Here is a 24,185-nt window from a genome sequence, read left to right on the forward strand (position 1 = left end):
CGGACCACCTACGAAGCCCCGCGCGCTCGACGACGCGGTACATACCCTCCGTCGGCCGGCGTCCTGGCCGCGCAAGCGTGAGCAGGCCACCCGTCGGGCACACCGCCTACTCGCCGACGACTCAGCCCTGGCCGTCGTACGTCCGGTCGAACGCCGACGAGGGGGCCGCGGGTCAACGACGGCCCAGGGGGCCTGCTTTGAGGGTGGCGAGAAGGGCTTGGAGGGGGGCCGGGGTGGTGGTGAGGTGGGTGGTGGGGTGGTCGCTTTCGCCTATGCGCATGGCGGCAGTGGCGAGGGCGAGTTCAACACAGGCTTCGCTTTGGTCACCGCCTGAGAAGGTCGACTTCTGCCATGCGTGAGGGCTGGACACGGGGGCGCCTTTCACAGTTCCTGAAGTAGTTCGACGATGAAGTCCCGGGACTCTGCCGGCGGCAGGGCGGAGCTGGCCACCAGGTCGTAGCGCTTCCTGCGCTGCTTGAGTAGCGGTTCGGCAGAGAAGAACGCACTCCCGTGACCTGTGTCGATCTGCACCATGTCCAACAGGCCGGGGCATGTGGATCGTCGACACGGTCACGGACGGCCGCGGGGGGACGGAGTCGCTGGGCGCGTCGGGGAAGGGCGTGTGGTTCGAGCTGAGGGACGAACAACCCCGCCGCCCACCGAAGGTGCGGAAGGCGGAAGGGAAGGCCGCACGGAAGCCCGGTCCACCTGCCAGTCCCGTACCTCTGTCCCTTCCTCGGTGACGACCGTCCTGACGACCGCCCTCAGGTCGAAGGGCGAACGGCGCCGCTCGGCGTACGGCCATGGACCGTTGGATGGACATCGTCCGTCATCGTCTGCCCCGCGGATCCCCCAGCTCCCCCCGCAACCGCTGGGCCCTGAGCACCAGTTCCAGTTCGAAGCGGCGGTCCGGGTCGTCTATCTCGTCGCCCCAGAGTTCGCGGATCTGGCGGAGGCGGTAGCGGACGGTTTGCGGGTGTACACCGAGTCGGGTGGCGACCTCGGGGGCGCCGCCGCGGGTCTCCAGCCAGGCCAGGAGGGTCTCGGCGAGGCGGCGGCCGTGGGTGGGGCCGCAGTGGGCCAACGGCGCCAGACAGCGTAAGGCCAGGTCGTCGATGAGTTCCTCCGGTTGGAGGAGGACCAGGGCCTCGGTGTGTTCCGTGCAGTGCAGGACCTCGCCGCCGGGCAGCAGGCGGCGCTCCATGAGACGGACCGCGGCCTCGGCCCAGCGCAGCGACTTCGCCGCCTCGGCCAGCGGCACCGGCGGGCCGATCGCGCCGGACCAGCCGGTGAGGGCGCGGTGGAGGAGTTCGGGGCGGCCGGCGGCGGCCGGTTCGGGGACGACCATGCGGGGCTGCTCGTACTCCATGTCGAGCAGGACGCCCTGGCTGACGGCCGGGGCCATGGCCTCGCGGGCGGGGCGTAACAGGACCCCGACCGCGACCTTCTCCGGGAGCGGCCAGCCGATGCGGGCGGCCCGTTCGGTGAGCGCGTCGGCGGGGTCGCCCCGGTGGTGCTCGGCGAGGAGGAGTTCCATGAGGCGGCGTTGCAGTCGCAGGCGTTCGCCGGCCTGCCGGGCCGCCGCCTCGGCATAGCCGCGCACGGACTGGTCCACCAGGCCGTCCAGGTACTCGTATCCGGCGTCGACGAGCTCGTACATCGCGGGCGGCGGGATCTCCACGCGCTGGCCGATCTCCGCGAAACGGCGCCAGGCGAGCCGTACGCCGAGACGGTAGATCGCCTGGAGGGAGTCCAGGCTGCGGCCGTGCAGGCCCTCACCGCGGCCGAACTCCTGGAAGACGCCCGGGGGAACGCGCGGTCGGCCCTGGGCGGTCTCCAGGTGCTGGACGAAGACCTCGATCGCGCGGCGGATGCCGATGAGGGCCATCGGCTCGCCGGAGTCGTCGAGGACGACGGGCAGATGCGGGTACTCGCGGCGGATCTCGCGCAGGATCTCGTCGGCCAGGGCGGGGGCCTCGGCCATGGCGATCGTGGCGAACTGCCGCACCTGCAGACGCGGCACGTCGTGCCAGGCGGAGCGTACGGTGACGGTTCCCGGGCGGCCGGTCACGTCTCAGCGCTCCTGGCCGGTGTTCTCGTACGTGATGAGTGGGGTGTTGGGCTGTTCCGGGGTCGCCTCGAGCAGCGCGACGATGCCGAGCGCGGCTCCCACGGCGAGCGCGGCGGCGGCCACCATGGTGAGGACGGCGGCGAGGAGTCTGGACATCGCAGGGTCAGCCTCTCTGTCGAAAGGTCGTCCCACCCAGGGCACCCCGCACCTCGTCCGGCCCAGTGTCAGCAATGCATTGACACTGCGTCAAGAGTCCGCCTACGGTTCCCGGCCCAGCGGGGTGCCGTACGGCCGGTGCTGTCCGGCCCCCTTGTCGCACGCGCACGATCCCCACAGCTCTGTGGAGGGATCGACCCTCCGCACGCCTACCCGAGTCGCACCTCCCAACGCCCCTGGAGTGCCCGGATGCGCCGTACAGCCTCACCTTTCTCCTTGATTCTGCTGGGTCTCGGGACCTTTCTGCTCGTGCTCGCGCCGCTGCTCGCGTGGTATGTGCAGCCGCGGGCGGCGGTGAACCCGATCGACATCGACACCACCGCCGTCTACACCGGCACGGGCAGCGTCTTCGACGTGGAGCAGGTGAAGACCGTGCCGGACCAGAAGATCACCGTGACCCAGCGGGTACGCGGTGACGTCGCCGACAGCAAGCGCGGCGGGGCCGCCGTCTGGGACGTGACGACCACGGTCGACACCGACAAGACGCTCCCGGCGGCCGACCCGCACGACGCGCTGGACTTCACCCCGCACCGCTGGGTCAGCGACCGCAAGACCAACCGGCCGGTGCACTGCTGCGACGAGAGGCCGTACATCGAGGGCGAGGCCTATCTGAAGTTCCCCTTCGACGTGCAGAAGCGCTCCTACCGCTGGTGGGACAACACGCTCGGCGCCACGGTGACGCTCCACTACGAGGGCCGCAAGAAGATCCGCGGCTACGAGGGGATGCGCTTCACGGCGAAGGTCCCGGCGACCAGGACCGGCACCCGGCTCGTCCCCGGCGCCCTCGTCGACGAGCCGAACCGGCCGCAGGTGCTCGCCGAGGAGTGGTACGCCAACCACGGTGTCGAACTCGTCGTCGACCAGAGCACGGGACGCGTGATCTACGCGCAGACCGGGCCGCGCCGCACCCTCCGCGCGCCGGGGGCGGAGGAGGACGCGGCGGTGCTGCTCGACGCGGAGAAGCTGGCGTTCACGCCGGCGACGCAGAAGTTCGCGGTCGAGCAGGCGGAGAAGGACAGCGGACTGCTGCGGCTGGTGGGGCGGACGGTGCCGATCGGTACCGCTGTGGCCGGTTTCGTCCTCGCCGTGGCGGGTGTCGTTCTGGTCGCGCGCGGGAGGCGGCGACCCGATACGCCCGAGTCATCCCAGGAACCGATCACGATGTGACAGGGCGTCAGCTCAACAAACCCCGGAAATTGTCACGCCGGTGAGTAGCAGCATCGAACCACGCGGCGAAAACTGTCCACCCCACCCGAGCACAGCCCACCCACACCTCGGTCCCAGAAGCCAACCCTCCCCCCACACACGATCGGAACATCCCTCACAGCGACCTTCTTGTCCCCGCTGAGTTCCGCACCCCGAGACGAGTTGGAGCACCCATGCCCCAGCACGTGCCGTTCTCGCTGGTCGACGCGTTTCCGCGTGGCGTCCGGCACCTTCCGGCAGGCGCCCCACCGCCGCGCCGAATCGTCTTCCTCGCCCGCCGTGACCTCGGTAATCCGGCGGCGGGGGGCTCCGAGCTCCTCGTCGACCGGCTCGCCACGGGTCTGACCCGGCTCGGTCACCAGGTCACGCTGCTGTGCGGCGGGCCCGCGGCCTACCGTGACTACCGGGTCGTGTCGGCGGGCGGTGACCTGAGCCATCATCTGCGGGCCAGGACCGCGTTCGCCCGGCAGGTCGGTGACTGCGATCTGCTGGTCGAGGTGTGCAACGGCATGCCGTATCTGGCGCCGTTGTGGCATCGCGGGCCCACGTTGTGCCTGGTCAACCATGTGCATACGGATCTTTGGCAGTTGCGGTTCGGTGGTCCGCTGGCGCCGGCCGCGCGGCTCGGGCGAAGACTCGAACACTGGGCGCTGACAGGGGCGCAGCGTCGCAACCTCGTGGTCGCGGTCTCCTCCTCCACCGCCACGGCGCTTCGCTCGATCGGCGTGGAGCGGGAGCGGATACGGGTCGTGCACAACGGGGTCGAGGAGCCGGGGCCTCGTGCCGAGCGGTCGCCCGAGCCGTTGTTCGTGGCGGTGGGGCGGCTGGTCGAGTACAAGCGGATCGATCTGTTGCTGCGGTTGTGGGAACGGGTGCGGCCGGTCACGGGTGGGCGGTTGGTGATCGTGGGTGACGGGCCCGAGCGTGGGCGGCTGGAGGCGATGGCCGGGCCGGGTGTCGAGTTCGCCGGGCATGTTTCCGAGGCCGAGAAGCATCGGCTGCTGTGCGCGGCTTGGTTGCTGCTGCACCCTTCGGCGGTCGAGGGGTGGGGGCTGGTCGTGACCGAGGCGGCTGTGCGGGAGACGCCGTCCGTTGCCTTTGATGTGCCCGGGTTACGGGATTCCGTGGTTGACGGGGAGACCGGGGTGCTGGTTCGGGGGGAGTCGTCGTTCGCTGCGGCCTGGTGCGCGCTTGCGTTGTCCACGGACAGGCGTGTGCTGATGGGGAAGGCGGCGCGGGAGCGGGCCGCGCATTACCGGTGGGGGCATACGGTTCGCCAGTTTCGGACGGTCGCTGAAGAGGCTGTGCGGGGTTGGGGGTCGTGAGCGCCAAAGGGGGTGCCTCGGCTGATGGACGGCGACTGCGGGTTCGCCGTGGCTTGTCGCGCCCACGCGGCGGAGCCGCAAATGTCACAGCCCCGCGCACCCTGAGGAGCGGCGGTTTCAAGGACCCCTCTCTGCGCCGCTCCATCACTCTCTTCCGGGCCTTCTTACGTGAGCAGGACGATCCCGAGTACTGCTACTCCCTTCTCGCTCGCGATGCCGTCGATCAGGTTGAGGCGTACGGCGGTCGGGTCGATGGCGGGACCATCGTTGACGTCGGCGGGGGTGCCGGGTACTTCACCGAGGAGTTTCGGCGGCGGGGAGCCCGCGCTTATCTCTTCGAACCCGATCTGCGGGAGCTCGGAGGCAAGCCGCCCGACGGGTCCGTGGTCGCCGACGGATATCTGTTGCCCCTCGCCGATGGCGTCGCTCACGTCACCTTCTCCTCCAATGTGCTGGAGCACGTCGCCGATCCGCCCACCTTCCTCAGTGAACTCATCCGCGTCACCCGGCCCGGTGGGCTGATCTACGTCTCGTTCACGAACTGGCTGTCCCCCTGGGGCGGGCATGAGTGGGCGCCCTGGCATTACCTGGGGGCGGAGCGGGCTCGGGCCCGTTATCGGCGGCGTACCGGGAAGGACGCCAAGCACACGCTCGGCGAGAACCTCTTCGCCGTGCACATCGGACGCACTCTGCGGCAGGTGCGCGGCCGGGACGACGTGACGGTCGTGTCGGCGCGCTCCCGCTACTGGCCGTTTCTCGCGGAGACCGTCGTGAAGGCGCCGGGGCTGCGTGAGTTCGCCACCTGGAACCTCCTTCTCATTCTTCGGCGGTGTCCACCATGACGAGCACGGTCCAGGCCCCACCCCCCGCGCCGGTACGGCCGACGGGCACGACCGAAGGACCTCCCGAGGGTCCTCGGTCGCGGCGCTGGCTGCTGGGGTTCTGGGCCGTGGTGTTCGTGTTGCTGGTCGCGGTGCAGCCGGGGCGGCAGACCTTCGACACCAAGCTGGGGGTGACCACCGATCCCTGGCAGTTCGTGGCCGATCTCGGTCAGTTGTGGCATGACCGGGGTGGGTTCGGCGGGATCCAGGATCAGTACGTCGGCTATCTGTGGCCGATGCTGCCGTACTACGGGCTGACCGATCTGGTCGGGCTGCCGGTGTGGCTCGCGGAGCGGTTGTGGATGTCGCTCATCGTGTCCGTGGCCTTCTGGGGTGCGCTGCGGCTGGCCGAGCGGCTGGGGGTGGGGAGCCGTTCGTCGAGGCTGCTCGCCGCTGCCGCGTACGCGTTGTGGCCCGTCTTCACCACCGTCGTCGGGTCCACCTCGGCGGCCGCGCTGCCGGGGGCCTTTCTGCCGTGGGTGCTGTTGCCGCTGACCAATGAGCGGTACAGCGCGCGGGTGGCCGCGCTGCGGTCGGCGGTCGTCATTCCGTTCATGGGTGGGGTCAACGCGGCCTCGACCCTGGCGTCGCTGTTGCCCGTCGGGTTGTATCTGCTCAGCCGGCCGCGCGGGGTCCGGCAGCGGAGGCTGATCCTCTGGTGGGTGCCGGGGGTGATCCTGGCGACCGCGTGGTGGGTCGTTCCGCTGTTGTTGCTCGGCATTCACGGCGAGAACTTCCTTCCCTACGTGGAGACTTCGCAGACGACCACGGCCACGATGTCGGCCACCGAGGCGTTGCGCGGCGCCGGTAACTGGGTGGGGTATCTGCACTTCGGTGAGGCCTGGCTGCCGGCCGGGTGGTCCGTCGCCGCCTCCGGGATCGTGATCGTGTGCTCGGCGCTCGCGGCGGGGCTGGGGCTGGCGGGGCTCGCCCGGCGGGACATGCCGGAGCGGCGGTGGCTGGTGCTGACCGTGCTGGTGGCAGCGCTCATCACACTTGCCGGGTACGGGGGTTCGTTCGGGGCGCCCTTCCACGGGGTGGTCCAGGACTGGCTGAACGGGGCGCTCGCGCCCTTCCGGAACATCTACAAGTTCCAGACGGGGGCGGCGCTCGCGCTCGTCCTCGGGCTGGCCCATCTGGTGGGCGTGGCCGCCCAGGCGCGCGGGGCCCGACGGGTGCGGGGGCGGCGGTTCGCTCCGCTGATCGCGGCCGTACTCGTCCTGCCCGGGCTGCTGTGGCCGTACCTCAACGGGTCGGTGCTGCAACCCGGTTCGTTCCAGGAGCTGCCCAAGTACTGGCAGGCCACCGCCGACTGGCTGGAGAAGTACTCCCCGGATTCGCGGGCGCTGGTCGTGCCCGCCACCGCGCACGGCATCTACACCTGGGGCTCCTCCATCGACCAGCCGCTCGACGTGCTCGCCGAGTCGCGCTGGGCCCAGCGTGACTACGTGCCCTTCGGCACCCCGGGCAACCGGCGTGCGATGGACGCCGTCGAGCAGGCGTTGCTGACGGGCGGCGAAGTCCCGGGGCTCGCCGACTACTTGAGCCGGGCCGGCCTGTACTACGTCGTCGTACGCAATGATCTGGACCCCGACCAGGTCGGCCAGGTGCCGACCACGACCGTGAAACGGGCCCTGGAGCAGTCCGGGTACGAGCGGGTCAAGGGGCTGGGGCCGCTGATGACCGGCGGACGGATCGCCGAGGACACCCCGCTCCAGGTCGAGGGGCTGTACCCGCGACAGCGGGCCGTCGAGATCTACCGGCCGGCCGAGGACGTGCCGCGGCCCGGGCAGGCCGGGCTGAAGGCGATCGCCGACACCGCGGTCGTCTCCGGTGGCCCCGAGTCGCTGTTGCCGCTCGCCGCCGATCCGTCGCTGCGCGACCGGGCCACCGTGCTGACCGGCGACAACCATCCCGGGCTCGGCACCCCGGCGGTGCAGATCGTCGGCGACGGGCTGCGCCTCGCGGACACCCGGTTCGGGCTGGTCAACGCCAACACGTCGTACACCTACACGGCGGACGAGCGGAATCCGAGCGGAAGTGCGCAGGACCCGGGTGAGAAGCCGAAACAGATCCTGCCGGTGACGGGGCTCGGCCATCAGACGGTGGCCGAGTTGCGGGGTGCGGAGTCGGTAACCGCCTCGACCAGCGGCAACTGGCTGTTCCATCTTCCGCAGTACGACCCGGTCAACGCCTTCGACGGGGACCGGAGCACGGCTTGGGCGGAGGGTACGGCCGGGTCGGCGAACGGGCAGTGGCTGCGGATCGGCTTCGACGGCAGCCAGGACGTCCCGTCGACGTTCGAGGTGACGCCGTTGCCGCCCGATGGCGTGCGGTCGGCGCCCACGCGGATCAAGGTCGAGACCGAACGGGGGTCGCGCTCCACGAATCTGCGGGCCGACGGCTCGACCCAGACGACCAACGCCCCTGCCGGCGAGACCGGTTGGATGAAGATCACCATCCTCGACTCGGACAAGCGGCACACCGGGCTCGTCGGGGCGGGCTTCTCCGAGATCGACATCCCCGGCGTCCGGGTGACCCGGATGCTGCGGCTGCCGGTCGACGCCCAAGAACCCGACACCTCGGCCGCCTCCGCCGCCTCCGCCGCCTCCGCGGAGACGATCTCCCTGCACCGGGCCGCCGACCCCACCGGGCTCTCCCCCACGGGCACGGAACCCGGGCTGCACCGCACCTTCGCCACCGCCACGGCGGGGACGTACGAGGTGAAGGCGACCGCCGTACCCGTGCCGGGCGAGGAGCTCGACAGGCTGCTGTACGAGGTCGCGCCGGATCAGCAGACCCGGATGACGGCGACCGCCGACTCCACGGCCTCGCTGGGCGCCGGGCTGTCCCCGCGCAACCTCACCGACGGCGACCTGACCACGGCCTGGATCGCGGGCGACAAGCCGACGATCCACCTCAGCTGGAACGACAAGTGGCCGATCAGCTCGCTCGTCCTCGCCCCGGCGGGCGGACTGTCCACCCGTGCGACCCAGGTCGAGATCAGCTCGCCGGACGGTGCCGTCATCGCCGGGGTCGACGAGAACGGCTGGGTCCGCTTCGAGCCGATCACCACCGACCGCCTCGACATCACCATCACCGAGACCGCCCCGCTGACCGTCCACAACCCGGTCGCCGACGACGACCTGCGACTGCCGGTCGGCCTCACGGAGGCGTACATCCCGGCGCTCGACCAGTACCGCACCCCGCAACCGGCGCCGACCCGGGAGTTCGACCTCCCGTGCGGCGAGGGCCCGGTGGTCGAGGTGGACGGGAAGCGGTACGAGACGAGCGCGCAGGGGACGGTACGGGACCTGGTGGAGCGGCGGCCCATCGATCTGACGCTCTGCCGGAATGACCGGTCACTCGGGCAGTTGGATCTCGGGGCGGCCGAGCGGCACAGCTTCGAGTCCGAGGACTCCGGCGCCCTCGCCGTCACCGCCGTGACCCTCACACGCGGCACGGTCCCCGAGCCCACGGCCACCGGTCGCGAGCTGCGGATACGGGACTGGCTCGGCGACCGCCGCGAGGTGACCGTCGGCGACGGCGCGGCCTCGTACCTCACGACGTACGAGAACTTCAACGACGGCTGGAAGGCCACGCTGGGCGGCCGCGAACTCACCCCCGTACGGCTCGACGGCTGGCAGCAGGGCTGGCGGATCCCCGGCGGCGCGGGCGGCGCGGTCAAGCTGTCGTACGAGCCGTCCGTCACCTACGAGGCCGGGCTGATCGGCGCGGGCGTGGGCCTCGCGGCCCTGGTCGGTCTGGCGCTGTGGCGGCGCCGGGAGCCCAACCCGGACGCGCCGCAGACCGTGCCGCCGGGCCCCGGTCTGTGGCTGGGCACGGTCGCGCTCACCCTCGTGGGCATCGTGATCGCGGGCTTCTTCGCCCTGCTGGTCCCGCTCCTGGCCCTCCTCGCCTGGAAACGGCACACCCTGCTCGTACCGATCGCCTTCCTCGGCCTCGCGGGTGCCGGTGTCGCCGCCGCCACGGGCGCGGGCGAGCCGGTGGCGGCGGACACGGGGGCGTTCGGGCCCGTGGCCCAACTCCTCGCGCTGATCGGGTTGTTCGCGGCGCTGGTGAGTGTGGGGGCGGGCGCCGAGACCGTAGGGAACCGGTCGGGGTCGACGTGGGAGTTCGAGGTGCCGCCGGGGGCGGAGGCGCCGACGGAGCCGTTGCCGCAGCGGCGGCGGACCACCGGGCGCGTCGCGAGCCCGACGATCTCCGCGCGGGGCCCCGGATCCCTGCAGCCGGAGCCCGATCCGCCGACCCAGCGGATCGCGTTCACCAAGCCGAAGTTCAAGGTGACGCCGCCTAAGAGCGATGACGACGGCGCCGTGGGGAGGGGTGAGCCCGTATGACGGCGGTGTCGCATCCCGCGCGGGACGGCGCGGCCCACGGGGGTGACCCCGTGCGCATCCCCTTCCCGGTGGTCGACGAGGTGTCCCGCCACTGCCTCCAGGAGGAGGAGCCGGAGACCGTCCACATCGAGGTCCACCTCCCCGGCCGACTCGACCCCGACCGCCTCCGCACCGCCTTCACGGCGGCCCTCCACCACCACCCCCGCATCCTCATGCGCGAGGCCCCCTTCCACTGGTACAGCCGCCGCTACGAGTGGGAACTGACCGCCGAGCCCGAGGTGGAGGTGGTGACCTTTCCGCCCCCGGGCCCGCATGCGCTACGGGACGCACGGACGCGGGCGCTGGTGGAGGCCCCGCCGCTGACCTTGTCACCGCCGATCCGCCTGGAGGTGGTCGCGGGGGCGGGGCCGGCGGTGGGCAGCGAGGCGAGCGACGCGGTCGGCGTAGCTCGCATAGCAGCGGGCAACCAGTCCCGCGTAGCTGCGGGCAATCGTGCCGCTGGGGCGATGGGGGTCCCCCCGATCGAGCGAAGCCGAGATTGGGGGAGGGTGGGCGCAGCGGCACCTCGTAACCGCCGAGCAGCGGACCCACCCCCGCCCAGCACCACCCCCGCGCGCCCAGTAACACGGGGCACAGTCCTCTTCCTCACCATCAACCACACCGCACTGGACGGCCCGGCCTGCCTCCGCATACTCGCCACCGCGGCACAGCTGTACGGCGGCAAGGACAACTCCCCCACCGCAGCCCCGATCAGGACGAACACTCAGGAGTCAAGCCGTCCCGAAACGGAACCCCCCTCCAACTGGACCCCACCTGCCCGCGTCGCCCCCGGCACCCCCGAACCCTCCCCCGGCAACGGCATGCTCGTCACCGAGCTCCCCGTCCCCCGCCGCCCCAAGTCCGCCCCGTACACGGTGAACGACCAGCTCATGGTCACCACGGCCCTGATGCTGGCCCACTGGAACCGCGAACACGGCGCCCGCCCCCGCCCCCTCCGCATCACGATGCCGGTGGACGACCGCCCCCGGGACACGGACATGCCGATCGGCAACGGCACCCGCCTGGTGGAAGTCCCCTTCGGTCCGGAGGAGTTGGACCCGGCCCACACCCCGCTGCCCACCCTCCTGCGCCGCACATCGGAACGCACCCGCGCCCTGAAGTCCCTCCCCCGCCCCCAACTGGGCCACGGCGCCTCCCTGTTGACGGCACCGATCGTCCCCGTGGCGTGGCGCGCCGCCGTCACCCGGGGCCTGCGCAGGGCGGCGGCCCCATGGACGTCGACGACGCTGCTCAGCAACATCGGCCGTGTCCCGTACGCGCTGGACTTCGGTGAGGAGGCCGGCCGCGCCCACGCGGTGTGGTTCTCGGCCCCGGCCCGCATGCCCCGCGGCCTCACGGTGACCACGGCCTCCACGGCCGGCCGCCTCCACCTGGCCCTGCGCTGGTCCCGCGCCCTGCTCAGCCACGGCGACGGCGCCCACCTCCGCGACCTCTTCGAGCACTACCTGCACGCGACGGAAGAGGACACCCAGTAATGCCGACCACGACAACGCGCGTACCCCGAGCGGGACTTCGGGACTTCTACGAGGACCCGTCCGTCCCCGTCGCCTCCGGCACCCCCCGCAGCCTCGCCCAGGCCCGCATGCTGGCCGAGGCCCTTGGCCCGGCGTCCGCCACCGGCCCCCGTACCGTCCTCGACATCGGCTGCGGCGACGGCACCGCGGCCGCCACCGCCGGGCCCCTGCTCCCCGGCCACCGGATCATCGGCGTCGACTGGTCCCAGGACGCCCTCAGACGCGCCCGTACCCGCATCCCGTACGCGATCCGCGGTGAACTGACCGAAGGCGGGCTGCCGTTCGGACCGGACTCGGCGGACGCGGTGCTCTTCAGCGAGGTGGTCGAGCATCTCGTGGACCCGGACTCGGCGCTGGACGAGATCCGGCGCGTCCTGCGGCCGGGTGCCCATCTGATGCTCTCCACGCCGAACCTCGCCGCCTGGTACAACCGCGCCCTGCTGCTGGCGGGCGTCCAGCCGGTGTTCTCGGAGGTGAGCCTGCGCGGCATCCACGGCCGCCCCGGGACGGAGGTCGTGGGCCATCTCCGGCTCTACACGGCCCGCGCGCTACGGGAGTTCGTGGCCGCGTCGGGCTTCGAGATCGTACGGCTGCGGGGGGCGCCCTTCCACGGCGTACCGCGTCCGCTGCGCCCGCTGGACCGGCTGGCCTGCGCGGCCCCCTCGGCCGCGTCGATCCTGCTGCTGCACGCGCGGAAGCGGGCGTGACCATGTGGTGGGGAGTGGCGGCGGCACTGCTGGCGAACGCCCTGTACAGCACCGGATTCGTCCTGGAGAAACGGGCGCTCGGCTCGCTGCCCCAGGTGACCGTCCGGGAACCCCTGCGGCTGCTGCGGCTGGTGCTCGGCAGCCCACTGTGGATCGGCGGCTCGCTGTCGCTGGCCGCCGGGTTCGCGGCGCAGCTCGCCGTGTACCGGACGCTGCCCATCGCGGCCGCGCAGGGCATCTTCGTGTCGGGCCTGGTGCTCCTCGTCCTCCTCTCCGCGCGGCTGCTCGGCGAGGAGACGACGGGCCGCGAGAGATACGCCCTCGGTGCCATCCTCGTCGCGCTGCTGATGGTGGTGCTGTCGCTGGACGAGCGCGCCGACACGGTCAGCCGGGCGGCGCCGTACGCCCTGGTCCTGACGATCTGTCTGCCGTCCCTGGCGATGGGCGTGTGGCTGTACCGGTCCGCCGAGCGGCGGGCCCGGCACCGGCACCGGCTGCCGACCACCGGCGTGGAGTACGGCGTGGCGGTGGGCCTGCTGTACGGCGTCAGCTCGCTCGCGATCAAGGGTGTGTCGAGCTATCTGACGGCGGGTGGTCTCGGGGACGCGGTTCTCGGTGTGCTGCGCTCCCCGTACCCGTATCTCCTGCTCTTCACCGGCGCGTTCGGCCTGGTCATGTCGCAGGCGGCGCTGCAGCGATGCCGGGCCTCGCTGATCGTGCCGGTGTGCACGACGGTGACGTGTCTGTTCACGGCCGTGCTCGGCACCCTCTCGTTCGGCGAGTCGCTGCCGGACGATCCGCTGCGGCTGACGCTGCGGTTGTCCGGGACGGTGCTGGCGGTCGCCGTACTGCTGAGCATGCCCAAGCACGACCCGCCGGCGACGCCGACCGCGCCCCAACCCCCTGTTCCGGCCAAGGAGTTGACTCCGCCATGAACCCCGACGACCCGTTGCTCCAGATCCTGGCGTGCCCACTGGACAAGGGCCCGCTGCACCTGGTGGTCCATGAGGAGGAGCGACCGGACGCCTCCGAGGCATCGGAGTCGCTCTACAACCCCCGGCTGCACCGCCGTTACCCGATCGTCGACGGCATTCCGCAGCTGCTGCCGTCGTCGGGCGAGCAGGTGACGGAGGACGAGCATCAAGAACTCCTGGCACTTCTCAAGAGGATGAGCTCATGACCACCCTGGCCGCCCGTGTCGCACCGCTCCTGCCGGACCGGCTGGTCGCCGCGGCCGCCCGGCTCGTCTACCCGCGCTTCGAACCGGAGCTGGCCCGGCTCGACGAACTGTGCCCGCCGGACTGCGGTACGGCCGTGGACGTCGGCGGCTGGTACGGCCCCTGGACGCGGCGGCTGTCGAGACGAGCCGGACGTGTGGTGACCGTGGAGCCGGTGCCCCGGCTGGCCCGGCTGCTCACCTCGGCGGCCCCCGCCAACGTCCGCGTGGTCCAGGCCGCCGCGTCGGACCGGCCGGGCACGGCCCGGCTGTGGCTGCCGTCGGGCGACGACGGCGAGCGTGGCGTGTCGTCCCTGGTCCGCCGGGACATCCATGCCCGTGCGCTGGACGTCCGGTGCGTCACCCTGGACGGGCTCGGCCTGACCGACGTCGGCTTCATCAAGATCGACGTCGACGGCAACGAACTGGCCGTCCTGCGCGGGGCGTCCGGCCTCCTCGTCCGCGACCGCCCGGCGCTCTTCGTCGAACTCGAGTCCCGTATCCAGCCGATCACCCCGGTCGTCGACCTCCTCGCCGGCTTCGGCTACGCCGGCTGGGTCCTCCCCGGCCGCCCCTGGCTCCCCCTCGACCCTGCCGCCCTGGAGGCCCACCAGGCCCGGACCTCGTACGTCGCCTCGCGGGGGCTGCTGCGCCGGGTGCTGCCGTTCGCGGGGCCGCGCTACGTCAACTCGGTGCTGTTCCTTCCGGACGGGCGGAGGCCCCCGTCCGCCTCCGGCGCCGTACGTCACGATGGAGCACATGCCTCCCGCGAAGCGTCCCGGTAGCCCCTCGGGGGGCTCGTCACGTCCGTTCACCCGGCGCGACTTCCAGCTCGTGCTGCTGCGGCGCATGGCCGACCACAATCCGGAGCTCGTCGAGGACGCCCGGCGTGAGCTGGGCGTGTCGATCGCCGAGATGCGGGAGGCGAACAGGCGGTGGCAGGCGATGGTGCGGTCGCCTCGGGGGCGGGGGGCCGCGTCACGGTACCGGTCGGTTCTGGGGGTGCCGGAGTCGGTCGTGCCCCGGAAGATCGGTGATCTGGAGTGTGAGGCGTGGTTGTGGCCGGTGCCGTTGTGGGCGGATCTTCGGTTCGAGGTGATGGTCTCGCCGAACGGGGCGGTGTGGAACGAGTGGCTCGTTCGGGCGCCGGGTGCCCCCGGCCCTGAGTTGCGTTCGCTGGAGGACCTCGTTCCCTGGTCGTGCACGGTGGTCGAGGTGGCGCGGGCGTTCGCACCCGCTCGGCCGTTGGAGGGGACGGCGCCCACGCGGTGGGGGCTGGCGTTTGTCGCGCCTGACGGGCAGGGGGTGCGGCGCGAGTGTGTCGCCGAGTTCACGTGGGGGCTGTTGCAGCGGGTGGGCGCCGACGCCTGAGAGCTCCGCGCCCCTATGGGTGCGGGCCGGGGTTTTGGGCGTGAACGGTCGGCCCTGGTCACCCTTTGCTCCAAAGCCGGGCCCAAGTAGGCCATTCCCGATCATCTCCCCGATGGCGCTGTATATGGGCCTACGGTCCGTGCAGAGTCCGAGTCCTCGCAGTCCTCGCAGTCCTCGAAGTCCTCGAAGGGGAGGCGTCCCGATGACAACCCGGCACCCGGCGGAGCGAACCGTGCCTGTTGAGCGGCTTCAGCTGGGTGATCATGCCTGTATGGGGGTGGGTGGCGACGGGAACGGGGAGTCGCCGTGGAAGGTGTTCACGGCGTACACCCGGACGAGTCTGGCGCGCGGGGAAAAGGTCCTGCTGGTCATGGACCCGGACGACCTCCACGACGACGAAGTCGTCTCCCTGCTGGACCGGGGCAGCGGTCAGGTCGCGACGGCGCGGGCCAGTGGGCAGCTGTCGCTCAAGCGCAACACGGAGATGTACGTCCCGGACGGGCGGTTCCAGGAGCAGCGCACGATCGACGCGTACGCGGCGGAGGTCGACCGCGCCTTCAGCGAGGGCTGGTCGGGCCTGCGGGTCACCGCCGACATGGGCTGGGCGCCACGGGTGAACCTCGACCAGGACCGGCTGCTGGACTACGAGGCGTCGGTGGCGCCCCTGTTCACGGACCCGCTGTTCACCGCGATCTGCTGGTACGACCGGCAGCGGTTCGGCGACGGCATGGCCGCCGATGTCGGCAAGGTCCACCCGCTGCGGGTCATGGAGCGTCTGGACGCGCTGGACGTCACCGAGAGCCCGGACGGCGGTCGGATCGCCGGCACCGCGGAGCCGAGTACGCGGACGGAGTTCGTCGAGGCCCTGCGGGATGCGCTGGAGCGGCGTGAGGACTCCGGGCCCCGCCGGCTCGTCCTCGACCTGCGGGACCTGTGCTTCATGGAAGCGCACTGCGCCTGGCAACTGATCAGCCTCGCCTCGTCACTGCCGACCGGCAGCGAACTCACCGTCCGCTGCGGGGAGTTGCTCGGCCTGGTTCTGGAGCAGCTGGGCGCCGACGAGGTGCCGCAGCTGGCGGTCAGCATGGAGGGGGAGCAGGAGAGCGGGAACGACGACGGGGAAGGGACGCGGTGAGCGAGGAGCGTTCGGTCGTGGCGAGGAATGTCGCGGCCAGGAGTGTCGTGGCGAGGGATGTCGTGGCGAGGGATGTCGTGGCGAGGGATGTCGTGGCGAGGGATGTCGTGGCGAGGGATGTCGTGGCGAGGGATGTCGTGGCGAGGGGTGGGGAACGGCTGCTGCGGATGGAGTTCGACGTGGCCGAACTGCCGCTCCTGCGCGGCCTGATCGCGGACGGTGTCCTCCGGGCCGGACTGGACGGTACCGCCAACGGCGCCTTCGTACAGGCCGCTTGGGAGCTGGCCGCCCACGCCGTGACCCACGACGGCGGTACGGGGACGACGGACACGAGGCGGACGACGAGGCGGACGACGGGGTGCATCGAACTGCGGGTGCTGGCGGGCGAGTTGCGCTGTGAGGTCGCGGACAGCGGGCCCGGGTTTCTTTCGGCGCGGCCCGACGCGCACGGGCCGCGTCTCGCCCGGTCCCTCGTCCGGTCGTTGGCCGGGCGCCTCGAACTCCACGCCACCCCTCAGGGCACCACGGCGACGCTCTCCGTACGCGTCCCCACCCCGATCCCCATGCCTACGGCCGCGGCCGCGACCGTGTGCTGAACCAGGCCGCCACCTGACTGCGGTTGTGGAAGCCCAGCTTGGCGAGGATGCGCTCGACATGACCCTCGGCGGTACGACGGGCGATGACGAGGTCGTCGGCGATCTGCTTGTTGGTGCGGCCCTGGGCGACAAGGGCCGCGACCTGGAGTTCACGCCGGGTGAGCGGGACCGGCTCGGGGCCGGGGCCGGTGGCGGAGTCGGGACTCCTGATCGGGGCCGAGCCGTCACATCCGGTCGGCGGGCCGGAGCCCTTGTGCGCTGCCGCGGCCGATGCCTCGGCGTCGCCGGTCGAGCCGGGGCAGTGGCGTACGGCCGGGGCGGTGTCCTCGTGCGGCTCGCCGAGGGCGTAGGCGACGGCCTCGGCCACGGACAGGCCGGCGCCGCGCCGGTGTGCCCGTTCGTAGGCGTGGTCGCCGAGGGCGCGGCGGGCGTGGTGTTCCGCGGGCCGGGGGCGGCCCGGGTGCGGGGACTCCGTGGGGTTGCCGCCGATGTCGTGCCAGATGCGGTCGACCGCGCCGCGCAGTACGGCGGCCCGCTCCGCCTCGCCCGCCAGGGCCTCGGCGGCGGCGAGCAGATCGAGGGTGCGCGCGAGGCTCTGGCGCTGCCGCACGGTGTACGGCAGGCGCAGACACGTCCGCGCGTGCTCGGCGGCACGGTCGTACTCCCCCGCCGACCAGTGCGCCAGCGCGAGGGTGCGCAACGCCCAGGACCGGGCCCACTGTTCGCCGTGCGCCTCGCACAGGGCGACGGCCTCGGCGCACAGCGGGATCGCCTCCGCCGCGCGGCCCCGGCTGACGAGTGTGCAGGCCAGCTCGACGCGGGTGAGGACGACGAAGTTGGCGGTGCAGGTGCGGGCGCGGCCGGGGCCGAGGGTGCCGGCCGGTACGGGTGGCGGGGCGGGCACGGGAAGTTCGTCGGCGGCCGCCGCGGCGTGCGCCGGGTCGAGGCCGGCCAGGACGGCGGCCGAGCGGCTGCGGACCAGCGACATCAGGGCGCCCGCCCACATGGCCCGGGTCAGCGTCGCGTCCGGCCGGGCCCCGGCCCGCATCGCGCCGTCCATCCAGTGCCGCCCCTCGCCCCAGCTGCCGCCCGCGACCCAGTGAAACCACAGACTGGAGGCCAGTCGCAGCCCGTGCTGGGCCTCGCCGGGGGTGGTGAGGCAGAAGTCCAGCGCGGCCCGGAAGTTGTCCTGCTCGATCCGCAGCCGCTCGGTGATCTCCACCTGGTCGGGCCCGAACCAGGCCTGCTCGTACTCGGCCCCCAGCCGCGCGAAATGGTCCCGGTGCCTCCGCCGGGTCTCCGTCACCTTGCCCGACTCCTGCAGTTTCTCCAGCCCGTAGTCCCGCAGGGAAACCAGCAGCCGATACCGCACCTGCCCCCCGTACTCCTCCCGCACAAGCACCGACTTGTCCACCAGCCCGGCAACGGCGTCCAGGACATCGGCCGACTCCATGTCCTCCCGGCTTCCGTCCTCCCGGCTTCCGTCCTCCCGGCTTCCGTCCTCCCGGATTCCGTCCTCCCCGCTTCCGTCCTCCCCGCTTCCGTCCTCCCCGCTTCCGTCCCCGCCGCAGACCGCCTCCGCCGCCGCCAGGTCGAAGCCGCCGACGAAGACCGACAGCCTTGCCCACACCAACTGTTCCTGGGGAGTGCACAGTTCGTGGCTCCAGTCGACGGCGGAGCGCAGTGTGCGGTGGCGGGGCGCGGAGGCGGGGCTGCCGCAGGTGAGGAGTTGATAGCGGTCGTCGAGGCGTTCGACGAGCTGGTCCACACCGAGGGCGCGGACCCGTACCGCCGCCAGCTCGATGGCGAGCGGCAGCCCGTCGAGACGCCGGCAGAGCCGGGCCACCGCCTGCTGGTTGCCCTCACCGACCGTGAAGCCGGGGACCACGGCCGCCGCCCGGTCGGCGAACAGCCGCAGCGCGGGGAAGCGGTCGACCGCCGACAGGGCTGCCGACGAGCCTGCCGCTGGGCTCAACTCCTCCGCCGCGGGTGCGAGCAGCGGCGGCACCTCGAAGAGCTGCTCGCCGACCAGCCCGAGCCGGTGCCGACTCGTGGCGAGGATCCGTACCTCCTCGGTCGCCGCGAGCACGGTTCCCGCGAGCACCGCGCAACTGCGCGGCAGATGCTCGCAGTTGTCGAGAACGATGAGCAACCGCCGCTCCCGCAGGTACTCGACGAGGATCTCCAGCGGCGGCCGTACGGTCTCGTTGCGCACGCCGAGGGCGTCGTTCACGGCGTGCGGCACGAACACCTCGTCCCGCAGAGCCGCCAGCGGTACGAGCCACACCCCGTCCGGGAAGGCCCGCGCGATCTGCCCCGCCACATGCGCGGCGAGCCGGGTCTTGCCCACCCCGCCGGGTCCGGTCAGCGTCAGCAGCCTCCCCGCCGACAGCAACCGTCTGACTTCCGCCGCCTCGTCCCGCCGCCCCACGAAGCTCGTCAGCTCCGCCGGGAAGCCGGAAGTGCGCCGCGACTCCGCTCCGCCCACGACCCCGGTCACGCCCTCAGTTGTGGTTCCCGTACGAGCTGTTGTAACCGCGAAGGGCAGGCAGCGGGCACGGGCGGTGCGGCGGCTTCCTGGATTTGCCGCCTCTTCGAGTGAGGCGCCTCGGTGCGTACGGGGATCAGTGCGGGGCGGTGGCCGCCGCGAGGATCGCCTCGGCCACGCGGGCCTGCGAGTCGGTGTGCAGCCACAGGAAGAGGTTGGGCTCGACGAGCTCCAACTCCATCACGCACGGCTGCCCGTCCTCACCGGTGACGAGGTCGACACGCGCGTACAGCAGCTCGGGCGCGCCCGGTACGGCCACCGGTACGGCGGCCAACGCCCGTTCGGCGACGGCGAGTTCGGCCTCGGTCGGAGTCCAGGGCACCAGGTCCGGGTGGGCGACCTTGTCGGCGTCGTACGCCGTGCCGGGCGCCAGCACCGCCCCCTTCCGGCTGGCGTGCAGCAGTCGCCCGCCGAAGAACTGCAGCGCCCGCTCACCGGCGGTGTCGATGCTCGTCACGAAGGGCTGCACCATCGCAGTGAGCCCCTCGGCGTGCATCCGCTCGACATGCCGTACGGCGGTGTCCCGCTGCTCGGGGGTGTACCGCGCAGCGAACCGGGCGCCCGCGCCGGAGGTGGGCTTCACGACGTACTCGTGCGCGGTCGGAAGGTCGACGGGGTCGCCCGGCGCGAGATAGGCCGTGGGCACGACGGGCACCCCGGCCTTCGTGAGGTCCCCGAGGTACCGCTTGTCGGTGTTCCACCGCACGACCTCGTCCGGGTTGGCGAGCCGGGTGGCCTTGCCGCATTTCTCCACCCAGGCCGCGAACTCGGCCGCGCGCCAGCTGTAGTCCCAGGTGGACCGGATGACGACGAGGTCGTGACCTGACCAGTCGACCGCCGGGTCGTCCCAGCTCACGGCCACCGCGTCCGCCCCCGCCTCCCGCAGCGCGCCCACCAGCCCCGGCAGATCCCGGTCGGCATGGGCCTCCGGCCCGGAGTCGTAGGTGGCGAGGGCTATGCGGGGGGCGGCTGTGCGGGCCACGGGCACTCCATTCTCGTACGGCTGTCGCCTGGGACGGCCGCTCGGACGACCGGTCTCCGGCTCAGGGTACGGCGGGCCCCGTGAGGAACCGTCCCTGCTCGTCGTACGGCCAGACGTTGGGAACGCAGCCGTCCATGCCCTTGATCTGCTGCATCATCGCCGGGGCCGGTTCGCCCTCGCCCGGACAGCCGGCGTGGCCGTGGCCGAGGAAGTGGCCGACCTCGTGGTTGATGATCAGGGCGCGGTAGGCCTTGACGTCGTCGGCGTAGACGGGGGTCGCCAAGTCCCAGCGCTTGAGGTTGACCATGACGTTCTTGCCGGCCTGGCAGTTGTACTCGCCACCGGTGTTCAGGCCGAGCTCGCCGCAGATGTCGTCGACGGTGCCGGGGGTCGCGACCTTGACGACGAAGTCGGTGGTGCCGCCGGAGACCCGCTGGAACGCCGACTTGCCGTCCGTCGTCCAGCCGCGCGGGTCGCTCAGGATGCCCTCGACCTCCTCGGCGACATCGGCGGCGGACAGCTCCAGGCCCTTCTCGATCTCGACCCGGTAGCGCCAGGTCCGCCCCTGCCCCACCTTGGCACTGGTGCCGGATGCCGTGGTGAACGTCCCCGGCCCGGTCTCGGGGATGGTGATCCGGGACGAGCTGGGTGACGTGCTCGGGGACTTGCCGGGTGTCTCGGTCGGCGCCTTGCTGAGGGTGGCGTCCGGCGACGTACTCGGTGACCCACTGGGCGACGTACTGGGGGATGTACTGGGCGAAGGGCTCCGCGACTGGCTCGCGGACTCGCTCACCGACTCACTCGGCGACGAGCTGGGCACGGCGTCGGCGGACAGCTCCTCCCTGTCGCCGGGCGCCCAGACCATGGCCGCGAGCCCGGCGGCGCCGAGGACGGCCACCACCGCCAGGCCTCCCCATAACGGGCCCTTCCAACGACGTGCGGCGCTCTTCTTCGCCCGCCGCCCAGGGGCGCCGCCCCGACGTCCGGAGGTCTTCGCCCGGCGCGCAGGGGCCTTGCCTCGACGCCCGGATGGTGCTTTGTGCGCGGTCATATTCCTTCAGAGTGTGATCAGCGTGTGATCGGATGCCGCCCGAGTGATCACGGAACGATAACGGATGTTTGATCCGGCCCGGCGCCGTTCCGGACCACGCGTGGGACAGCTCACCCGACAACTCACCACAAGCCCCTGTCAGTTGACCTTCACCTTCGGGGAAGCCCCAGCATCGGGAACGGAACGAGGAACGGCCGAGGCCGAAGGGGGAGCCATGGGGACGATGCTGACGATCGGGGCCTTCGCCAAGGCGAGCCGCCTGTCGCCGAAGGCCCTGCGGCTCTACGACGAGCTGGACCTGCTCCGGCCCGCACGGGTCGACCCCGACACCGGCTACCGCTACTACGCCCCCGAGCAACTGGAGCGGGCCCGGCTGGTGGCATGGCTGCGCCGGCTCGGCATGCCACTGGCCCGCATCCGTACGGTGTGCGCGCTTCCGCCGGGCCCGGCGGCCCGGGAGATCCGGGCGTACTGGGCCGGCGTCGAGGCCGAGACGGCGACCCGACGCGACCTGGCCGCGTTCCTCGTGGACCACCTCATCCCTACACCCGAGGAGGACACCGCCATGCTGGAACTCCGTTACGCCGCGCTCTCCGACACCGGCCTGGTCCGCCCCGCCAACCAGGACACCGCCTACGCCGGCACCCGCGTCCTCGCCGTGGCCGACGGCTTCGGCCCGGCCGGGGCTCCCGCGAGCACGGCGGCCGTGGAGGCGCTGAAGACCCTGGACCGCGAGACCCTCCCGGCGGGCAGCGTGCTGAACCTGCTGGAGGACGCGGTGCAGGGCGCGACCAACGCCGTACGGAACATCGCCGGCGGCGAGGACGGCACGACCCTCACCGCGATGCTCTGGACCGGCTCCCAGCTCGCCCTCGTCCACATCGGCGACTCCCGCGCGTATCTGCTTCGCGACGGCGAACTGTTCCGGATCACCCACGACCACACCGTCGTCCAGTCGATGATCGACGAGGGCCGACTGACCCCCGAGGAGGCGACGACCCACCCCCAACGCGCCCTGCTCATCAAGGCGTTGACCACCGACGACACCATCTCCACCCCCGACCTCCGCCTCCAGGACGCCCACCCCGGCGACCGCTACCTCCTCTGCTCGGACGGCCTGTCCTCGGTCGTGGAGGATCCCGCCATCCAGCGGATCCTCACCTCCGTACCGGCCCCGGAAGCAGCCGTACGCACGCTGGTCGCCGAGGCGAATCAGGCGGGCGGACCGGACAACGTGAGCTGTGTGGTGGCGGATGTGGTGGGGGGTGGAGATGCTCCGACGCCGTGATCACACCAGCCGTACCGAGATCATCCGGGGCAGGTGACCAGTGGTTGAGCCATAATCTCCATGCCGTTCCGGCAGGGCGGAAGGAGAGGCGGACGATGGACGCGGACTCAGCGGGCACACCTGAACTCCCGTACCCCGGGCGGGAGGTGGCCGCCGACGTGGGCGAAATCAACGCCGTCTACCGCTTCGGCCTCCAGTTGCGGGCGGCCGGTGAAGAGCAGAAGGCTCACGTCCGGTACATGCGCGCCATCGAGCCGGACTCACCGGGCGAGCCGCATGTGCTGGGCATGCTGTTCGCCGCGGACGGGGACTGGGCCGAAGCGGAGGCGTGGTGGCGTCGGGCCGCCGAACTCGGCAACGCCCGGGCCGCCTTCTGCCTCGGAGCCGTCCTCAACGAGCGCGGCGAGACCGCCGAGGCCGAACCCTGGCTACGCCAGGCGGCCGAGGGCAATGACCCCGATGGCGCCGGCAACTACGGAGTCCTGCTCCGTGACCGCGGCGACCTCCTCGAGGCCGAGACCTGGTTCCGGCGCGCCGTCGATGCCGGAAACACCCACGGTGCGGTACTGCTCGGCCTCCTGGTCCGTGACCGTGGCGACCTCGACGAAGCCGAGAGCCTGTTCCGCTGGGCCGCTGATGCCGGAGATGCCGACGCCGCCAACAACCTCGGACGCCTCCTGGCCGACCGCGGCGACCTCGACGAGGCTGAGAGCCTGTTCCGCCGGTCGGCAGAGGCAGGCAACCCCGTCGCGGCCGACAACCTCCGGAATCTCCGGGCCGCGCGCAAACGACGCTGGTGGCGTCGCCACTGAGGGACCCTGTCGTCGGTCAGCGGCACACCCGTCGACAAGCAGGGCCGGTCAGCGGCACACCCGTCGACAAGCAGGGCCGGTCAGCGGCACACCCGTCGACAAGCAGGGCCGGTCAGCGGCACACCCGTCGACAAGCAGGGCCGGTCGGCGGCTCATGTCCAGTGAGCGACAGCCGGATGGTCAATCGGCGGGGCGCAGGTCGGCGATGAGGCGGAAGCGTTCCAGAACCGTGAGCGTCGCGTCGTCCACGGTGAACCCAGGGTCCTCCAACGCCGCACGCATCTCCTCGCTGTGCCAGAACCGCTCATGGCCCGCCCGCCACTCAGCCACGCTCGTGTACCCCTCTCCCTCGTCCACCACGTGAGCGAGATCCACCCGCGCCAGCGGGACTACGCGTACGCCGGTCACCTCGATGACCGCGACGGGACGATCGTCCGAGTCGATGACCACCGAACGACTCCCGACCTCCGGCAGGGGCTCCCCTTCATGCTCGTAGTCGACGACGAGCCCTGTCGTGGAGGTCTTGGAACCGCTGAGGATCGCTGCGACGAGCTGGTCGCGCAGCGGGCCGGGGAAGGCGAACTCGGCTCTGGGCATCGACGCGAGGTTCACGGGTGAGGTGGCGTCCGTCGTCATGTGGTCACAGTAGCGACCCATCCGCACAAGTGGCCTGTCCGGAGGGTCGCTCACCCTCACCGACCTGTGGACCGGCAGCACGTCCCACGACAGCAGGCCAAGCCGCGGGGGCCTGCCTCTGCAAGCCGGGTGCCCGCTCAAGCGCGAAACCGGCCCCGCTCCCGACGTCAAGGGGCTGTCCATCCCCACAGGTCGGCTCTTCCATCGGC

General features: G+C 71.8%; 22 protein-coding genes. 14 read left to right on the top strand and 8 right to left on the bottom strand.

The features are described from left to right. Positions 1–172: 172 nt before the first annotated feature. From CES90_RS49640 to CES90_RS17845, 4 genes are all read right to left on the bottom strand, one after another. Positions 173–385, bottom strand: coding sequence for a DUF397 domain-containing protein (locus tag CES90_RS49640; protein ID WP_308437833.1), 213 nt, complete (start codon positions 383–385; stop codon positions 173–175). Continuing rightward, positions 382–534, bottom strand: a complete 153-nt coding sequence (locus CES90_RS49645; protein ID WP_229913622.1) for a hypothetical protein — start codon at positions 532–534, stop codon at positions 382–384. Before CES90_RS49645 ends, CES90_RS49640 begins: the two co-directional genes overlap by 4 nt. Before the next feature lie 295 nt (positions 535–829). Beyond that, positions 830–2,071, bottom strand: coding sequence for a PucR family transcriptional regulator (locus CES90_RS17840; protein ID WP_189781193.1), 1,242 nt, complete (start codon positions 2,069–2,071; stop codon positions 830–832). A 3-nt stretch (positions 2,072–2,074) separates the two neighbouring features. Beyond that, positions 2,075–2,227, bottom strand: coding sequence for a hypothetical protein (locus CES90_RS17845; protein WP_189781194.1), 153 nt, complete (start codon positions 2,225–2,227; stop codon positions 2,075–2,077). Between the two features lie 249 nt (positions 2,228–2,476). Between CES90_RS17845 and CES90_RS17850 the strand changes: the two genes are divergently transcribed. The 12 genes from CES90_RS17850 (at position 2,477) to CES90_RS17905 (ending at position 16,659) form a co-directional block, all read left to right on the top strand. After that, on the top strand, positions 2,477–3,454 hold the full coding sequence (locus CES90_RS17850; RefSeq protein WP_189781195.1) for a DUF3068 domain-containing protein: 978 nt from the start codon (positions 2,477–2,479) through the stop codon (positions 3,452–3,454). Between the two features lie 212 nt (positions 3,455–3,666). After that, a complete protein-coding gene (locus CES90_RS17855; RefSeq protein WP_189781196.1) occupies positions 3,667–4,818 on the top strand; it encodes a glycosyltransferase family 4 protein in 1,152 nt (383 codons plus the stop codon). Between the two features lie 101 nt (positions 4,819–4,919). Then, on the top strand, positions 4,920–5,660 hold the full coding sequence (locus tag CES90_RS17860; protein WP_229913649.1) for a class I SAM-dependent methyltransferase: 741 nt from the start codon (positions 4,920–4,922) through the stop codon (positions 5,658–5,660). After that, complete coding sequence (locus CES90_RS17865) at positions 5,657–10,060, top strand: alpha-(1->3)-arabinofuranosyltransferase (RefSeq protein WP_189781197.1); 4,404 nt, start codon at positions 5,657–5,659, stop codon at positions 10,058–10,060. The genes CES90_RS17860 and CES90_RS17865 overlap by 4 nt, the downstream gene beginning before the upstream one ends. Next, positions 10,057–11,595, top strand: a complete 1,539-nt coding sequence (locus tag CES90_RS17870) for a condensation protein (protein ID WP_189781198.1) — start codon at positions 10,057–10,059, stop codon at positions 11,593–11,595. The genes CES90_RS17865 and CES90_RS17870 overlap by 4 nt, the downstream gene beginning before the upstream one ends. Beyond that, positions 11,595–12,341, top strand: a complete 747-nt coding sequence (locus tag CES90_RS17875) for a class I SAM-dependent methyltransferase (RefSeq protein ID WP_189781199.1) — start codon at positions 11,595–11,597, stop codon at positions 12,339–12,341. The genes CES90_RS17870 and CES90_RS17875 overlap by 1 nt, the downstream gene beginning before the upstream one ends. Positions 12,342–12,355: 14 nt before the next feature. Further along, positions 12,356–13,276, top strand: coding sequence for a hypothetical protein (locus CES90_RS17880; RefSeq protein WP_189781504.1), 921 nt, complete (start codon positions 12,356–12,358; stop codon positions 13,274–13,276). Beyond that, complete coding sequence (locus CES90_RS17885; RefSeq protein WP_189781200.1) at positions 13,273–13,521, top strand: Trm112 family protein; 249 nt, start codon at positions 13,273–13,275, stop codon at positions 13,519–13,521. Before CES90_RS17880 ends, CES90_RS17885 begins: the two co-directional genes overlap by 4 nt. After that, positions 13,518–14,342, top strand: coding sequence for an FkbM family methyltransferase (locus CES90_RS17890; protein ID WP_189781201.1), 825 nt, complete (start codon positions 13,518–13,520; stop codon positions 14,340–14,342). Before CES90_RS17885 ends, CES90_RS17890 begins: the two co-directional genes overlap by 4 nt. Beyond that, the gene (locus CES90_RS17895; protein WP_189781202.1) at positions 14,308–14,928 is read left to right on the top strand and encodes a hypothetical protein; all 621 of its coding nucleotides are present in this window, start codon (positions 14,308–14,310) and stop codon (positions 14,926–14,928) included. Before CES90_RS17890 ends, CES90_RS17895 begins: the two co-directional genes overlap by 35 nt. Positions 14,929–15,199: 271 nt before the next feature. Then, the gene (locus tag CES90_RS17900) at positions 15,200–16,063 is read left to right on the top strand and encodes an MEDS domain-containing protein (RefSeq protein WP_229913623.1); all 864 of its coding nucleotides are present in this window, start codon (positions 15,200–15,202) and stop codon (positions 16,061–16,063) included. 17 nt (positions 16,064–16,080) lie between these two features. Beyond that, on the top strand, positions 16,081–16,659 hold the full coding sequence (locus CES90_RS17905; protein ID WP_232791323.1) for an ATP-binding protein: 579 nt from the start codon (positions 16,081–16,083) through the stop codon (positions 16,657–16,659). Here CES90_RS17905 and CES90_RS17910 read toward each other — a convergent pair. The 3 genes from CES90_RS17910 to CES90_RS17920 all read right to left on the bottom strand — a co-directional run bounded on the left by CES90_RS17910 (position 16,631) and on the right by CES90_RS17920 (position 21,087). Next, positions 16,631–19,159, bottom strand: coding sequence for a LuxR C-terminal-related transcriptional regulator (locus tag CES90_RS17910; RefSeq protein ID WP_189781204.1), 2,529 nt, complete (start codon positions 19,157–19,159; stop codon positions 16,631–16,633). The genes CES90_RS17905 and CES90_RS17910 overlap by 29 nt on opposite strands. A 124-nt stretch (positions 19,160–19,283) precedes the next feature. After that, positions 19,284–20,189, bottom strand: coding sequence for an ATP-grasp domain-containing protein (locus tag CES90_RS17915; RefSeq protein WP_189781205.1), 906 nt, complete (start codon positions 20,187–20,189; stop codon positions 19,284–19,286). 61 nt (positions 20,190–20,250) lie between these two features. Next, a complete protein-coding gene (locus CES90_RS17920; RefSeq protein ID WP_229913650.1) occupies positions 20,251–21,087 on the bottom strand; it encodes a DUF3152 domain-containing protein in 837 nt (278 codons plus the stop codon). 376 nt (positions 21,088–21,463) lie between these two features. Between CES90_RS17920 and CES90_RS17925 the strand changes: the two genes are divergently transcribed. Together CES90_RS17925 and CES90_RS17930 are read left to right on the top strand one after the other, a co-directional pair. Beyond that, positions 21,464–22,528, top strand: coding sequence for a MerR family transcriptional regulator (locus CES90_RS17925; protein ID WP_373313282.1), 1,065 nt, complete (start codon positions 21,464–21,466; stop codon positions 22,526–22,528). A 95-nt stretch (positions 22,529–22,623) separates the two neighbouring features. Continuing rightward, the gene (locus CES90_RS17930) at positions 22,624–23,340 is read left to right on the top strand and encodes a tetratricopeptide repeat protein (protein WP_189781208.1); all 717 of its coding nucleotides are present in this window, start codon (positions 22,624–22,626) and stop codon (positions 23,338–23,340) included. A gap of 180 nt (positions 23,341–23,520) precedes the next feature. Here the strand turns inward: CES90_RS17930 and CES90_RS17935 are convergent, their stop codons facing one another. Further along, the gene (locus tag CES90_RS17935; protein WP_189781209.1) at positions 23,521–23,976 is read right to left on the bottom strand and encodes an ASCH domain-containing protein; all 456 of its coding nucleotides are present in this window, start codon (positions 23,974–23,976) and stop codon (positions 23,521–23,523) included. Positions 23,977–24,185: the final 209 nt, after the last annotated feature.

Source organism: Streptomyces capitiformicae (assembly GCF_002214185.1).
GTDB lineage: Bacteria > Actinomycetota > Actinomycetes > Streptomycetales > Streptomycetaceae > Streptomyces > Streptomyces capitiformicae.